This is a genomic window from Planotetraspora phitsanulokensis, from assembly GCF_016863295.1.
Classification (GTDB): Bacteria; Actinomycetota; Actinomycetes; order Streptosporangiales; family Streptosporangiaceae; genus Planotetraspora; species Planotetraspora phitsanulokensis.
In genome coordinates, this window is record NZ_BOOP01000003.1 from 94,061 (window position 1) to 107,659 (window position 13,599).

Annotated in this window: 15 protein-coding genes; 9 read left to right on the forward strand and 6 right to left on the reverse strand. The window is 69.8% G+C overall.

From position 1 onward, the window contains the following. Nucleotides 1-3: 3 nt before the first annotated feature. A complete protein-coding gene (locus Pph01_RS03290) occupies nt 4-663 on the reverse strand; it encodes a TetR/AcrR family transcriptional regulator (protein WP_204071410.1) in 660 nt (219 codons plus the stop codon). 150 nt (nt 664-813) lie between these two features. Between Pph01_RS03290 and Pph01_RS42610 the strand changes: the two genes are divergently transcribed. The 4 genes from Pph01_RS42610 (at nt 814) to Pph01_RS03305 (ending at nt 2,652) form a co-directional block, all read left to right on the forward strand. After that, nucleotides 814-921 carry a DsbA family protein gene (locus Pph01_RS42610; RefSeq protein WP_239116404.1) on the forward strand — a complete coding sequence of 36 codons (108 nt, stop codon included), beginning with the start codon at nt 814-816 and terminating at the stop codon, nt 919-921. Between the two features lie 27 nt (nt 922-948). Then, on the forward strand, nt 949-1,449 hold the full coding sequence (locus tag Pph01_RS03295; protein WP_275412797.1) for a DsbA family oxidoreductase: 501 nt from the start codon (nt 949-951) through the stop codon (nt 1,447-1,449). Between the two features lie 67 nt (nt 1,450-1,516). Further along, on the forward strand, nt 1,517-2,068 hold the full coding sequence (locus Pph01_RS03300) for a cupin domain-containing protein (RefSeq protein WP_204071411.1): 552 nt from the start codon (nt 1,517-1,519) through the stop codon (nt 2,066-2,068). A gap of 71 nt (nt 2,069-2,139) precedes the next feature. Continuing rightward, entirely contained in the window at nt 2,140-2,652 is a 513-nt protein-coding gene (locus tag Pph01_RS03305; protein ID WP_204071412.1) for a GNAT family N-acetyltransferase, read from the forward strand. Nucleotides 2,653-2,940: 288 nt separating this feature from the next. Here Pph01_RS03305 and Pph01_RS03310 read toward each other — a convergent pair whose 3' ends face one another. Further along, nucleotides 2,941-4,806, reverse strand: coding sequence for a twin-arginine translocation signal domain-containing protein (locus Pph01_RS03310; RefSeq protein ID WP_204071413.1), 1,866 nt, complete (start codon nt 4,804-4,806; stop codon nt 2,941-2,943). Between the two features lie 196 nt (nt 4,807-5,002). Between Pph01_RS03310 and Pph01_RS03315 the strand changes: the two genes are divergently transcribed. After that, nucleotides 5,003-5,992, forward strand: a complete 990-nt coding sequence (locus Pph01_RS03315; RefSeq protein WP_239116405.1) for an asparaginase — start codon at nt 5,003-5,005, stop codon at nt 5,990-5,992. Between the two features lie 48 nt (nt 5,993-6,040). On the opposite strand, the gene Pph01_RS03320 is transcribed toward Pph01_RS03315, so the two are convergent. Beyond that, nucleotides 6,041-7,057 carry a DUF3616 domain-containing protein gene (locus tag Pph01_RS03320; RefSeq protein WP_204071414.1) on the reverse strand — a complete coding sequence of 339 codons (1,017 nt, stop codon included), beginning with the start codon at nt 7,055-7,057 and terminating at the stop codon, nt 6,041-6,043. A 115-nt stretch (nt 7,058-7,172) separates the two neighbouring features. Here Pph01_RS03320 and Pph01_RS03325 point away from each other — a divergent pair, with 115 nt between their 5' ends. The 3 genes from Pph01_RS03325 (at nt 7,173) to Pph01_RS03335 (ending at nt 10,329) form a co-directional block, all read left to right on the forward strand. Continuing rightward, nucleotides 7,173-8,090: an NADPH:quinone oxidoreductase family protein gene (locus Pph01_RS03325; protein ID WP_204071415.1), complete on the forward strand. Its 918-nt coding sequence runs from the start codon at nt 7,173-7,175 to the stop codon at nt 8,088-8,090. Nucleotides 8,091-8,191: 101 nt separating this feature from the next. Further along, nucleotides 8,192-9,124: a helix-turn-helix domain-containing protein gene (locus Pph01_RS03330; RefSeq protein WP_204071416.1), complete on the forward strand. Its 933-nt coding sequence runs from the start codon at nt 8,192-8,194 to the stop codon at nt 9,122-9,124. A 245-nt stretch (nt 9,125-9,369) separates the two neighbouring features. Continuing rightward, nucleotides 9,370-10,329, forward strand: a complete 960-nt coding sequence (locus Pph01_RS03335) for an alpha/beta hydrolase (RefSeq protein WP_204071417.1) — start codon at nt 9,370-9,372, stop codon at nt 10,327-10,329. A gap of 171 nt (nt 10,330-10,500) precedes the next feature. Here the strand turns inward: Pph01_RS03335 and Pph01_RS03340 are convergent, their stop codons facing one another. Next, the gene (locus Pph01_RS03340; protein WP_204071418.1) at nt 10,501-10,929 is read right to left on the reverse strand and encodes a hypothetical protein; all 429 of its coding nucleotides are present in this window, start codon (nt 10,927-10,929) and stop codon (nt 10,501-10,503) included. A 240-nt stretch (nt 10,930-11,169) separates the two neighbouring features. Next, on the reverse strand, nt 11,170-11,979 hold the full coding sequence (locus Pph01_RS03345; RefSeq protein ID WP_204071419.1) for a helix-turn-helix domain-containing protein: 810 nt from the start codon (nt 11,977-11,979) through the stop codon (nt 11,170-11,172). Nucleotides 11,980-12,146: 167 nt separating this feature from the next. Here Pph01_RS03345 and Pph01_RS43550 point away from each other — a divergent pair, with 167 nt between their 5' ends. Further along, nucleotides 12,147-12,644 carry a helix-turn-helix domain-containing protein gene (locus Pph01_RS43550; RefSeq protein WP_204071420.1) on the forward strand — a complete coding sequence of 166 codons (498 nt, stop codon included), beginning with the start codon at nt 12,147-12,149 and terminating at the stop codon, nt 12,642-12,644. Here the strand turns inward: Pph01_RS43550 and Pph01_RS03355 are convergent. Next, the gene (locus tag Pph01_RS03355) at nt 12,538-13,560 is read right to left on the reverse strand and encodes a TrmB family transcriptional regulator (protein WP_204071421.1); all 1,023 of its coding nucleotides are present in this window, start codon (nt 13,558-13,560) and stop codon (nt 12,538-12,540) included. The genes Pph01_RS43550 and Pph01_RS03355 overlap by 107 nt on opposite strands. Nucleotides 13,561-13,599: the final 39 nt, after the last annotated feature.

Sequence of the window (13,599 nt, forward strand, 5' to 3'; positions counted from 1 at the left end):
ATCTCAGCCGGACCGTCCAGGGGAGGCGACGGCGGGCCACAGCACCGCCACGACGCGTTCGGGGATCTCCGCCCTCGGCTCTCCGGCGTAGAACGAGGCGAAGTAGCTGCCGAAGCACATCATCGCGATGATGCGGGTGTCGATGCCGGCGTCGACCGCGCGGCGTTCCTGCAACTGCCTCAGCACCTCCTCCACCATGGCGACGCGGGGCTCGACGGCGTGCTTGCGCAGGATCTCCAGCAGTTCCGGGGTGCGGTTCGCCTCGCCGGCGAAGTTGCCCATCAGCACCATGGCGTCGGGGTTGAAGTAGGCGGGGTCGAGTCGGCGGACGGCCTCCACGAGCGCGTCGCGAGGCGCCAGCTCCGACAGGTCGACGGTGTACATGTCGCGCTGCTTGCGGAAGCCGTAGTCGAGCGCGTCGACCACCAGGTCGAACTTGTTGCTCCAGCGTCGATAGAGCGTCGGCCTGGTCACCTTGGCGTCGGCGACGATGTCACCGATCGTCATCCTCGAGTAGCCGTCGCTTACCAGCCGCTCGCGCGTGGCCAGGATGATGGCCTCGTCGATGGCCGCGTCCCGAGGGCGGCCTCCGAGCTGCGCCCGGTCGGTCTCGGCCGTCCCGTCGCCGGCTCGTTCGCCCTGCGGCCGTCGTGCTCGAACCATGGATCACCTCGCAGATGACGACTCGTCACCTCAGCCTACCGGACGGTTACAGCCAGTGATCGTAATGGTGAGGGGTGAGTTGGGGCATGCCCGACCTTACGTTACATTTCTATATTGTAACGAAACATTCATGTTCGGGGGGATCAACAAATGGACACCGAGGCCGGCAGGCGGGGGCGCGGGGCCGACATGCTGGCACCTACGACCGTCCTGCACTGGTTCGACTTCATCTGCCCGTTCTGTTACGTGGCCCAGTAGCGGAACGACATCCTCGAAGGACGCGGGCTGGACGTCGTCCACCTGCCCTTCCAGATCCATCCCGAAATCCCGTCCGGGGGAATCGAGGCGGGGCCGCGTGTCGGGCCGATGTACAGGGGACTCGAACGTGAGGCGGCCGATGTCGGCCTGCCGTTGATCTGGCCGGCCCGGCTGCCCGACACCCGGACGGCGCTGGCCGCGGCGGAGTGGGTTCGCCTGCGCCGTCCCGACGCGTCACCCGACTTCAACAGAGGGCTGTTCACCGCGCGTTTCGTGCTCGGCGAGGACCTCGGCGACATCGCGGTGATCGAGTGGCACGCGAACGAGGTCGGCATCGATCACGACGCCCTCCGCGCCGCGCTGGCCGACGGCACCGCATCGGCGTCCCTTGCCGAGGCCGAGTCGCTGGGCGCTCAGTTCGGCGTGCGGGCGACGCCCAGTTGGCTCATCGCGGGCGAGTTGATCTCGGGGCTGCTCCCGCAGTCGGAGTTCGAACGCCGCGCGGACGAGGCGATGTCACGCGGGTAGGTACCCCGGGCGCACCCGGGCGCCGAGCGATGCTCGGGGCGGAATCAGCACGAAGGAGGAAAGACCGATGGACGTCCCCTACGCACCGGCCGTGAAGGTGGTGCAGCCCGGCGGCGGGGAGACGGCCGCCATCCCGGGATTCGGTGTGGTCTTCAAGCTCTACAGCCCCGGCAACGGCGCCGAAGTGGCCATCGTGGAGCATCCGTTCGCCGTGGGCACGATCACCCCGCCGCACCTCCACACGCGTGAGGACGAGCACTCCATCGTGCTCGAAGGCCAGATCGGCTTCCGGTCCGAGGCCGACGAGGTCGTCCTGGGGCCCGGCGGCTACATCACCAAGCCCCGCGGTCAGATGCACGCCATGTGGAACGCGGGGACGACGCCCGGCCGCATCATCGAGGTCATCACGCCGGGCGGCTTCGAGAACTACTTCCGCGAACTCAGCGAACTGCTCAACTCTGTCGAGGCCACGCCCGGAGTCAACGTCCGCGAGACGCCGGAATTCGCCGAACTCGCCAGGCGATACGGCCTGACGCATGGCAGGCCGGACTGGTACGACGACGTCGTGGTCCGTTACGGACTGACATCGCCGACTGGCGGTTCACGGCAGGCGGACTGAACGGCGCCGGGATTGATGCAGACGGCGACGTGCCCCAAGCGCCATGAGTCCCAGATGGCAAGATTCCGGACATGACTGAAGTAGAAATTCGGCGGCTCGTGCCCGGTGAAGGTCCGCGTTACCGCGAGATCCGGCTCAAGGCACTGGCCGAGTCACCCCGGGCGTTCGCCTCCTCCTACGACAAGGAGGCGGCCTTCCCCGCCGAGCAGTGGGAGGAACGGCTGGAGGGTGTGGTCGTCACGCTGGTCGCGGTGGTGGACGGGTCGGATGCCGGGATCGTCGGGGTGATTCCCGGCAGTGAAGAACATCCCAGGCGTGCCCACCTGGTCGGGATGTGGATTGATCCGGCGGCCCGCGGCCGTGGAGCCGGCGGGCGGCTCGTCGACGAGGCGCTGGCCCTGGCCTGGGGACTGGACGCCGAGGAGGTCGAGTTGTGGGTCGTGGATGACAACGAACCGGCGATCGCCCTCTACGAGAGCAGAGGCTTCACGCCGAGCGGCGTGCGCGGCATGCTGCCCTCCGATCCCACCGCCGCCGAATCCCACTACCTGCTCAAGAGCCTTCCGCCCGTTCCCGCCGGCTGAGAATCCCCCGGTGCCGCATCACCGGCGTTCGACGCCGGCTCCCTGCGCTTGACGGCTGGTTCAGACGCGCGCGAGTGCTCGGGTGGAGGCTTCGAGGATGTCGCCCAGTGCCGTACGAGCCCGGGTGAGGTCGGTGATGCGGGAATCCAGCTCGGCCATCTGGGTCCTGAGGTGGGCGACAGTGGTCGGCTCGTACCGCCGACCACCGCCGCCGTGAAACGCTCGGCCACGGTACCCAGGTCCAGGGCGGTGACCACACCGCCCACGGACCCAGCTTGCGGCAGCCCCTCAGCGCACGAGCCGTGCTGCGGGAATCCCTCCCTGGGGGACGTCCCGGAGCAGCCAGACCGGGTTGGAAAGAGCGAGTACGGCCCCCGTACGATCCCGCACCTCAACCCGCACGAACCGGGGCGCGGTGGTGTTGACGGGCACGTCGACGAATCCCTGAGCGGCCCACGCGGCCGACGGCATCTCGGTGAACGTGGTGCCGGGTTCGGGCTTCGACGGCCCGGCGAGGTCGACCGTTCCCTGCACGATGCGCACCACGCTGTCGGCCGGAAGGCCGGTGAGGATGGCGCGGACGGTGCGGGTCGCGGCGGTGGAGACGGTGACGGACCCCATGGGGGCGGCCCCGTCGACCTGCAGGTCGATGACGCCGGAGAAACGCGCGGGGTCGCCGAAGTAGACCCGGCCCGCCGAGAGGCTGGTGAGCAGGTCGGCCAGCTCACGGCTGGGCGCGTGCGCCCAGGTGACGAAGTTGGACTTCTGGCCGAGCCAGTCCTGGCCGGAGTGGTCGTCGCTGACGCCGGTGCCGGTGAGGAAGATCGCGTTGCGGGAGCAGACGTCCCACAGCTGCGAGTGCCGGTCGAGGTCGACCCCGCCGCGGCTGGGGTAGCCGACCTCGAGGATGTCGCAGCCCATGGCCCGGTCGGCGAGAACGGTCTTGGCGACCGAGGCGCGCATCGCGTCCTGCTGGGCGGGCGGGAGGTTGGCCGGGGTGGAGGTGCCGAAGGGGTGGTTGTAGGAGGCGAGGCCGCCCATCGACTGGATCATCGAGACGACGGCGAGCCCGGCGGCGGGGTCGGGGTCGGCGGTCGGCGTAGGCTTGGCGAAGGTCGGCATCGTGATCTTGGGGCCGAACCAGTTGACGTGCGTGGGCTTGACGAGGGAGACCTCAAGGCCCTGGTACTGGCGCACCGCGGGGAACTTCGCGGAGTAGCCGGCCATGAGAGCCGCCTGTACCTGCAGGACGGCGTCGTCCGAACGTGCCGGGCGGGAGATGCGCAGCAGGTCGAACCATCCGTCGGCGAGCCGTTCCTTCTCGCTGACCGCGCCCAGGGTCAGGTCCAGCATCGCGGCGTCGCGGCTTTCCAGGTCCGGCCAGAACCGCGCGATGTCCTCGGCCGGAGACATCCGCAGTGTGGTCCACTCCCCCTGCCTGGCCGGCAGGTGCACCACGGCGTTCAACCCCGTGCACGCGCGGGACTTGCCCTGGGTGCCGTTCACGATGTAGGTCAGCGTGTACTGGCCCGCGGGCCGGCCCGCCGTCGCCGGCCTCCAGCTGGTGGTGACCTCCACGGCGAGGTAGGCGTGGGGCGACACCTCGGCGGGGAAGACGTCGACCTCGATGGTCTGGTCGTACAGCGACCGCTGCAGCACCGTGTTGGTGGCGTCCCCCGAGATGCGCACGGCTGCCGCGTCACGACCGGCGGAGGTGGCAGTGAGCCGGACCGAACCGGGCGTGGACGCATCGGCAGGAGAGGCCATCGTCTTGTCCCAGAGGACCTGCGACGACGCGAGGGTTCCTTCGCGCTTCTCGGCCCACGAGCACGCCACACCGTTCACCTGCTCCGATGGGCCGTTCATGTGGAGAACGCCGGGGTAGCCGTGCTCGGCCATCCGGAAGTCGTGCTCGGTCCACCACATCACGTCGATGCCGGTGCGAGTCGCCTGCTCGAGGTGGCCCTGCATGGTGCCGGCGCCCTCGCTCCAGGAGGCGTGAATGTGCATCGCCATCGAGATCGGACGAGCGAGTGGTGCGCCCGTGGTGTCGGCGGCGAGCGCGGGCTGCGGCCCCAGGGCGAGACGCCCGGCTCCAAGGGCGGTGACCGCCGCAGTCGCCTTCAACAGATCGCGTCGTGATACCGGGCTCATCGTGCTCCATCCTCGTGATGCGAATACCGACAAAAATGTCGTAAATGAATGAAGCGGACACGACGATAGAGAGAAGGACGTCGCACATGAAGGGGAACACGCGCGAGGTCCGCTCGAGGGCCGACGCGCGCATGTCGGCGGCCACCGCAGGCCGTACGCTCGGCGTCAACGGCCCACGACCTTGAAAGGCGAGTACGTGTCCACCCACATCGCGGTCTTCTCACTGGGCGGCACCATCGCCATGACCCCCGGCGCGGAAGGCGGAGGCGCCGTACCCACGCTGAGCGGAGACCAACTCCTGGCGACGGTGCCCGGGCTCGCCGAACTCGACGTCAAGATCGAGGCGATCGACTTCCGCCGACTGCCAGGAGCGTCACTCAGCTTCGACGACCTCCGCGACCTGGCCGCCGCGATCCATGACAGTGACGCGGACGGCGTCGTCGTCACGCAGGGAACCGACAGCATCGAGGAGACCGCCTACCTCCTCGACCTGCTCCACACCGGGCAGGTTCCGGTCGTCGTGACCGGTGCGATGCGCAACGCCGCCCTGGCCGGGCCCGACGGGCCGGCCAACGTTCTCGCCGCGATCCAGGTAGCAGCCGACCCCGCGGCTCGCGAACTCGGTTGCCTGGTCGTGTTCGCCGACGAGATCCACGCCGCGTCCCGTGTGCGTAAGACGCACAGCACCAGCGTGACCACATTCGCTTCGCCCAACGGCGGAGCCGTCGGCCATGTGGTGGAGGGCAGGCCGCGGTTCCTGTCCGGTCCGCGTGAACGAGTCACCGTGCGCCTGCCCGCGCAGGTGCGTTTCGCCAGGGTCGCCCTGGTCACCGCCACTCTCGGCGACGACGGCGAGATCCTGCGTCCGCTCGTGAACGGATGCGAAGGCCTGGTGGTCGCCGCGATGGGAGTCGGCCACGTCCCCGCCGCCTACCTGGACGCACTGACCTTCCTCGCCGAACGCATGCCCGTCGTCCTGACCTCCCGCACCAGGGCTGGATCGGTGCTCACCCACACCTACGGCTACTCCGGCTCCGAAAGCGACCTGCTCGACCGCGGACTGATCAACGCGGGCTTCCTCCACCCCTACAAGGCCCGCATCCTCCTCACCGCTCTGCTGACGGCCGGTGCCTCCAGGTCTGAAATCGAGGAGGCCTTCACCAGAGCGGGAGACGCCCGCGCGTAGCCATTCACCTGACCGTCGGCCGAGATCAGGGTGCTGGAGATCGCGCCGTCAGGCGAGCCGATCGAGGCGGATGAGATCGGCGTAGACGCCCGCCGCGGTCCGCCTGTCCGGGGAGGGGCTGTCGTAGACCACGATCAGCCGGCCGTCGTCCAGTACGGCCAGGCCCTCCGGATGGTCCTCGCCCCGGCCGCAAGGAAGCTCGGCCACGGTTTCCAGGTCCAAGGCGGTGACCACGCCGCCCGCGGAACCGTTCCGCCAGCGCACGACCCGTACCGGGCCGTCGAGGTCCATGCTCGGGCCGGTGAGGATCAGCAGGTCGTCGCCGTACGGGCACAGATCGCGGATGCCCAGGCCGTCCAGGTCCAGGAAATGAGTCCGGTATGGCTCGGCCAGCCGGAGCCGGGACGGGTCACGCGGATGGGTCACGGGCCGGATCTCCAGCAGCACGGCCCAGCCGCGCAGGACCGGTCCCCTGAGCCCCACGTAGAGCCTGTCGCCGTGCTCGTCAGGTTGGGCGGCGATGCCCTCGATGTCCAGGCCGTTGTCCTTACCCGGCAGTTTCAGGAACGGCGCCAGATGGGGATCGCCGGAGAGCATGTCGGCGAGGTTGTCCTGGCCGGAGAGGATGGCGGCCCGGCGCCGGCCGTCCTCACGCACCGGTTCGCCGTCCCGGAGCGGAAGCCGTAAGAGCACGAACCGGTTCTCCTCACGGACCACCGTGGCCAGTCTCCTGCGAGCCTTGTCGGCGGAGTGGCCGGGCTTCAGCCGCTTGCGCTTGAGGCTGTGTGAGCCGACCGCCCACAACCAGCCGTCGGTCCTGGCCAACCCCTCGATGTCGGCCTCCGCCTCGCGTCCGGCCGGGAGGTCGACGAAGTCGGCCAGATCGAAGGTGCGCTGATCGTCGTAGACGCCGTCACGCGACGTCAGCCGCTCGATCGTCGCCGTCTCGTCGCCCGCGATCCACAGGTACGGCCCGTCCTGGCGGATCGCGGAGAGGTTCTCATGAGTGCCGGCGCTCTGGGCGCCTTCGTGGAAGCGGAGCTCCACCCGGTCTTCAACATGCACCCCTCCCATCATGACCTCCGCTCCCCGGAAGTGAACGGCTCGGCGAAGGCGCATCTCCCGTCCTCGTGGGAATCCGACCTTGCCCGAATGATGTTCGGTCGACGAAGCTGCCCTCATGAGGGCCATCGTGTGCACCGAGTACGGCAAGCCGGTCGAGCTGGTCGAACTGCCCGATCCGGTCCCTGGACCCGGCCAGGTGGTGGTCGAGGTCGAGGCGGCCGGCGTCAACTACGTCGACGGTCTGATGGCTCGCGGCGGCTACCAGATCAGGCCGCCCCTGCCGTTCACCCCCGGCTTCGAGGTGGCGGGACGGCTTCCCGACGGCACGAGGGTTTTGGCGATCACCGGGCTCGGCGGCTTCGCCACCCACGTACTCGTGCCCGCGGCGCAGGCCGTACCCCTGCCCGACGGGCTCGACCCGGTGCGGGCGGCCGCGTTCGCCCAGAGCTACTGCACGGCCATGTACGCGCTGGAGCGGCGCGCCGGGCTGCGGCGCGGCGAGCGGGTGCTGGTGCTGGGCGCCGGAGGCGGCGTGGGGCTGGCCGCGATCCAGGTGGCACGAGCACTGGGCGCCGAAGTCCTGGCGGCCGCCTCGACGGCGGACAAGCGGGAACGCGCCGCGCAGGCGGGGGCGGACGAGGTGATCGGCTACGAGGGGCTGAAGGACGCGGCCAGGCGCTGGGGAGTGGACGTGGCGGTCGACCCGGTGGGCGGGTCGCTGTCGGAGCAGGCGCTGCGCGGCCTCCGCGAAGGCGGGCGCCTCATGGTCATCGGCTTCGCCGCCGGCGACATCCCGAGACTGCCCGCCAATCATGTGCTGCTGCGCAACCGCGCGGTGGTCGGCGTCGACTGGGGCGCATGGTCGATGAGCAACGCCGCCGAGAACCGGGCGATGCTGGAAGAGCTGTTCTCCATGCCCGGGATCGACCCGATCCCACCGCGGACCAGGCCGTTGGCGGAGGCGGGACAGGCCATGGACGACCTGCTCAACCGCCGTGTCACCGGAAAGATCGTGCTCATCCCCGGGAAGTGAGGTACATCGCCCGGCGACCCGGTCCCCCGGCCGCTCCGCTCACCGGCTACACCCGACAACCGCCCAGGTGAGAGGCATCCGCGCCTGGCTACCCTGGAGCGGTGTACGTCCACACTCTGCGGTCCGCGGAGGAGTTGCAACAGGCGGCCGGCCAGAGCTACCTGCCGGTGATCGCCGAGCCGAGGCCCGGCTTCCGGGGCCGGCTGGCCTTGCAGACTCTGAGTGACGCGGTCTCGCTCTCGGAGGCTCGGACGACGGCTGTCCGGACGTTCCAGACCGTGCGCATGGCCGCGACCTCGGGACGGGACGATCTGCTGCTCTTCTGCGTCCACCTCGCCGGCTCGGGCCGGTTGCACCAGCACGAGCGGGTCGCCGAGCTCGGCCCTGGAGTCGGCGTCCTGTACGAGGGACGCAGCGCGTGGGACCTGGACGTCGCGTCGGACCTCCACAGCCTGCTTCTGCAGTTCCCCCGTCACCTGCTGCCGATGCGCCCGGCCGAGATCACCGAAGGGTGCGCTCGGCGCGTGGATCCGCGCTCGCCGGGCATGCGCCTGCTCACCGGGTACATCCGCCAGCTCGCCGGCGACCTCGACGGCGAGCAGCGCAACGACGCCGGCCTCGCGGCGATCGAACTGCTCGTGATGGCCCTGCGCGGCGCGATCCCCGCGGTCCCCGGCGAGCAGAGCGCGGGTGAGGTGCTGCTCGGGCTGATGCGCAGCCATGTCCGCGACCACCTCGCCGACCCCCGTCTCACCGTGGCGGAACTGGCACGTCGCCATCACGTCTCGGTCCGGCACGCTCACGCGCTGTTCGGCCGGATCGGGGTCACGCCGGGCGCCTACATCCGGGAGCAGCGGCTGCTGAGAGCACGGACGATGTTGTCGGATCCGAAGCACGACCTGCGCCCGGTGTCGGACATCGGCGCCGCCGTGGGACTGGGCGAGTTGAGGACGTTCGAGCGGGCGTTCCAGCGGCAGTTCGGGATGACGCCCGCGCGGTGGCGACAGGAGCACCGGACCCTCGACACTCCATAAGGCCTCGATACAGGAGCTCCTCGTGCTTATCCGTGCAGAAATGGACGCCTGGAGAGCACGAATCGTCGTACCGCGACCGGGTGCCTCGCTGGTCGGATGGTCGGCGTCCCCGGCGCACGCCGGACGCTGCCGGTCACGGCGCCGGCGGCACTCCTCGGTCGCCATCGCGACGGGGCGGGCGTGACGGCGGAGCTCATCAGGCGCCGGGGATGACGATCATCACCTGCGTAATGCTGGAGACTCCGATGACAGACATGCTCGACCCCGAACTCGCGGCCGTCGCGGCCGGCTTTCCCCGCCTGGATCTGGCCGATCTGGCGGCCGCCCGCGAGATGGAACGGCGGTTCGCCGCACACGTACCGGTGTACGACTCCTCGACCCCGTTGACCGTGCAGAATTTGCTGGTCCCCGGTCCGGAGCAGGCCCCGGACGTCGCCGTGCGGATGTACGCGCCCGCCGACTGCGTCGAGCCGCTCCCCGCCCTCCTGTACCTGCACGGCGGGGCCTACGTCACGGGCGGCCTGGACCTGACCGACCCCGCTGCGCGGCTGGTCGCCGACCGAGCGGGCGTCGTCGTGGTGACCGTGAACTACCGGCTGGCTCCCGAACACCCCTACCCCGCCGGCCTGGAGGACTGCTACGCGGTGCTGAAGTGGCTGAGCACCGAAGGCCCGGACCTCGGCGTGGACCCCGGCAGGATCGGCGTACTCGGGGAGAGCTCGGGGGGCGGCCTGGCCGCCGCGCTGGCCCTGCTCGCTCGTGACCGCGGCGGACCGCGCCTGATCGCCCAGTTCCTCGACGCCCCCACGATCGACGACCGCATGGACACTCCGTCGATGCATGACCTTCCCGACACGCCCACCTGGCAGGCGGCGAACACCGCGCACAGCTGGCGCCACTACCTCCGCGGAACCGCCGAGCCGGGGAGCCCGGACGTGCCCGTCCACGCTGCCCCGGCCCGAGCCCGGGTGCAGGACCTCGTCGGCCTCCCCCCGGCGTGGGCCGCCGCCTACCAGATCGACCCCACCCGGGACGAGGGCATCGATTACGCCCGTCTCCTCATGCAGGCCGGCGTCCCCACGGAACTGCACCACTACAGCCAGGCGTTCCACGTCGCGCACATCGTCCCCGGCACGGCCATCGGAACCCGGATGATCGCCGACAAAATAGAGGCTCTCCGCCGCCTGCTCCGTACGACGCCGTAGTCGTTCCCGCACGCGAGACGACGGCCCTGCGACGTCCGCCCCAGGCCGTCGTCGCAGGGGCGGTCCTGAGCGTTCACCTGCCCCAGGTCACGCAGAACAGAATCCGCCGTCAGGCGACTCCCTCCGGATCACGGTGAGGTCGCCTCTGCGCCTCGCGTTCGACGTGAACCATCAGGATCGATCAAGAACACGACCGAAGGCGCTGACGTCGGCGCACACCAGTGAATATCCGTAGGGAATCTCCCTGTTCCCCTCATGCATGCGTCTGGGGAACGCGCGCAGATTGGAACTGTGGAAGAAGTCACCGCGGACGTTCACCCCGGAAATGGTTCGAAGTTCATCCACCTCCGACCACGGCGGAACAATCACCGCGATGGTCTGGACCCGCAGTCTCTTGCGGTTGAGGTAGACGATCCGGCGCCGACCAGGATGAACCAGCTCAAGCTCGCTCCTGGTGGCATGAGACGGCAGGAAGCCACGCTCACTCGCCAGTGCCACCAAGCGTTCTTCCAGGTCATTCGCCCACCCGCCGGCACCAGAATCAGCACGGGGTTCGGGGAAGAAACGAAAGGACCCGGAGGACGGGCTCGCCACGGTCACGATCAGCAGCCTATGCCGCGATCTTCATCCAAGCGTGCCGAACGGCTTCGGCACCCTCAGAGGTGCTCATATCGCGAAAAACAGGTGTCGGGCGTCTTCCCACGCGGACCATCCTTGGGGCAGGGATTCAGAAGAATCGGCTGGCTTCGTCGGCCATTTCAGGTGCCTCTCGATCGCCGGTTCTCACTTCAGGGTCGTCGCTTTCCGCCGTGCGGGCCGGTCGGCTCTGTCGGGCCGCGTTCAGGCGGTGGTGGCGACCAGGCTGCCCAGGAGCGCCAGCGCGTTCTCGGAAGGGCTGCCGGGCTCGGGCTGCAGGATGAGGAGCTGATGCCCGGGGAGGCGCGCGACGTCGAGCACCTCGCAGAAGAGGGTGAGCTTTCCCACCTCGGGGTGACGCAGTCGCTTGACCCGGCGAGCGTCGGAGGACAGGTCGTGCCCCGCCCACATGCGCCGGAAGTCCCGGCTCTGCTCGGAGAGTTCGCCGATCAACGTTGTCAGGCCGGTGTGGTCGGTCTGGGCCTCGATGGCGTGCAGGAGGTCCGCCGCGGCACCGGCGATCTGGGGCCACTCGGTGAAGAAGTCCGTTGCCGCCGGATCCAGGAACGCCAGCTTGAACAGGTTGTCCGCGTGTTGCAACCCGTCCATGAGCGCTTCGCCGAGATCGTTGGCGGCCCGTACGTTCATCAACTCGTCGCAGCACAGGACGGGCACGTCGTACCAGGTGTCGATCAGACGTTGCAGGCGCGCGTCGGGCCGCTCGCGCCTGTCCGGCTCCGGCGGGGCGGGCAGCAGCGGACGGGCGACCTCCCACAGGCGCTTCGTCGCGCCGGGGTTCAGGTCCAGGACGCGCACCAGGGAGTCCAGCACCCGCTCCGACGGGCGCTGGGTCCCCTCCTCCAGCCGTACGTAGAACTCGATGCTGACTCCGGCCAGCATGGCGACCTCCTCCCTGCCCCGGCGCGTCATCGCGTCGGCGCCGCCGGCGTGGAAGGGGTCGAGGGCCTCGCGCCGGGTCCGGAGGAAATCGCCGAGCAGATTGCCGCTGTCCATGTCGTCACGATAAGTCTGTGCAGCTCCCGTAGGGTGACCGTGGAACACCCCCCCTCGCCCGCCCCGGGGTCATCGGCCATCGGTGGAGCGTCCTCGCCGCCGTTCGCCCCTGCGACTGGTAATGACACACCCAGCCAAAGCGGACCGTATCGACATACGGTTCAGGCATGGCCAGGGACAGACTGCTCGGCGAGTTCCTTCGCGCCCGGCGCGAGGTCACCACCCCCGCCCAGGTCCGGCTGCTGGACACCGGACCACGCCGCATGCCGGGGCTGCGGCGCGACGAGGTCGCGATGCTGGCCGGAGTCAGCACCGACTACTACATCCGGCTCGAGCAGGGACGCGAACGTCACCCGTCCGACCAGGTGATCGACGCTCTGGCGGAGGTGTTCGGCCTCGGGGCGGACGCCCGGGCCCACCTGTACGCCCTGGCGCACGAGGACGTGCCCGCCTGCGACATGCTCTCCGTCGCCGGCGCACCCGGCCAGCAACTGGTCACCGTCCAGGCCACCACCGGCAGCCCTTCCGCCTACGCGCTCGCCGCGCTCTGCGAGAACGTCACACGAGACCCCGGCGGACGGCCTGGGCCCCCGCCTCAAAGCGGGTCTCGGCGTTCAGCTCGTCCAGAAGATGACGCAGGCGGCGGCGGAGGCTCCGCGGGCTGACGCCGAGCTGGCGGGCGATGGCGTCGTCCTTGAGCCCGGCCGAGAGCAGGGCCAGGAGCCGGCGATCCTCCGGGCCGAGCTCCGCCCCCTCCTGCGCCTCGCCCGGGCCGGCTTCGTCGGCAGGCTCCGGCGCGCCGTCGCGGGGCGCGGGCTGCGGACGCATCGGGACCGCTTCCTGCCAGAGGCGTTCGAACAGCTCGGCCAGGGCCACCACCATGGTGGATCCGCTGATCAGCACGCTGCGGGTCAGCGGCGGGTCCAGGTGCAGCGGCATGATCGCCCGACGCCGGTCGGCGAGCACCATCTTGAACGGCAGCCCGGGCAGGACCCGGGCTTCCTCACCTGCCTTGAGCACGTTGTCCAGCTCGTCGAGCGCTCCCGCGTGCTTGAACGCCTCCGGAGCGTAGATGGTCCGGTAGCGGACGCCGGCACGGAGGCGGTCGCCCTGCAGCGGGTTGCGGTAGTCCAGCACGTACGGCGGCCGGTCGAAGGTCAGCACCTCGTCCTTGGCCTCCAGTTGCAGCCGGACGAACCATCGGGCGAGTTCCTCGGACCCGGCCAGGACCTCGAACTGGCCCGCCTCCTCCGGGTCCTGGCCGAGGCGGCGGTAGACGGCCTCCAGCGTGTCGGCCGTGTCGGTGAGCCGGTCCAGTTCGCTCTGCAGGCCGCGCACCAGCGAGCGGATCGCGGTCCCCGGGTCCGTCGCGGTCCAGCGGGGTGACCGGCCCCACAGCCGGCTGACCATTCCCTTGGCGCGGAGCTTGCTCAGCGCGGACTGGATGCGGCCCGAACTCTCCCCGCTTCTCTTGACCAGTTCCTGCACGGTGATGCCGGGAGAGGCCAGCACCGCGCGGTAGATCCGCTCGTCGAACGCGCTGATGCCCACTACTTCCAGCACCGGACCGTCATCAAGCACGATCACGATCTTGGCCACTTCCGGCGGCTGCCGCAATAG

What these genes read in the sequence shown, in the direction of transcription:
- Pph01_RS03335 (WP_204071417.1), top strand. Translation starts at nt 9,370, where the DNA reads ATGACAGACATGCTCGACCCCGAACTCGCGGCCGTCGCGGCCGGCTTT.
- Pph01_RS03325 (WP_204071415.1), top strand. Translation starts at nt 7,173, where the DNA reads ATGAGGGCCATCGTGTGCACCGAGTACGGCAAGCCGGTCGAGCTGGTC.
- Pph01_RS03305 (WP_204071412.1), top strand. Translation starts at nt 2,140, where the DNA reads ATGACTGAAGTAGAAATTCGGCGGCTCGTGCCCGGTGAAGGTCCGCGT.
- Pph01_RS03310 (WP_204071413.1), bottom strand. Translation starts at nt 4,806, where the DNA reads ATGAGCCCGGTATCACGACGCGATCTGTTGAAGGCGACTGCGGCGGTC.
- Pph01_RS43550 (WP_204071420.1), top strand. Translation starts at nt 12,147, where the DNA reads ATGGCCAGGGACAGACTGCTCGGCGAGTTCCTTCGCGCCCGGCGCGAG.
- Pph01_RS42610 (WP_239116404.1), top strand. Translation starts at nt 814, where the DNA reads ATGGACACCGAGGCCGGCAGGCGGGGGCGCGGGGCCGACATGCTGGCA.
- Pph01_RS03290 (WP_204071410.1), bottom strand. Translation starts at nt 663, where the DNA reads ATGGTTCGAGCACGACGGCCGCAGGGCGAACGAGCCGGCGACGGGACG.
- Pph01_RS03345 (WP_204071419.1), bottom strand. Translation starts at nt 11,979, where the DNA reads ATGGACAGCGGCAATCTGCTCGGCGATTTCCTCCGGACCCGGCGCGAG.
- Pph01_RS03300 (WP_204071411.1), top strand. Translation starts at nt 1,517, where the DNA reads ATGGACGTCCCCTACGCACCGGCCGTGAAGGTGGTGCAGCCCGGCGGC.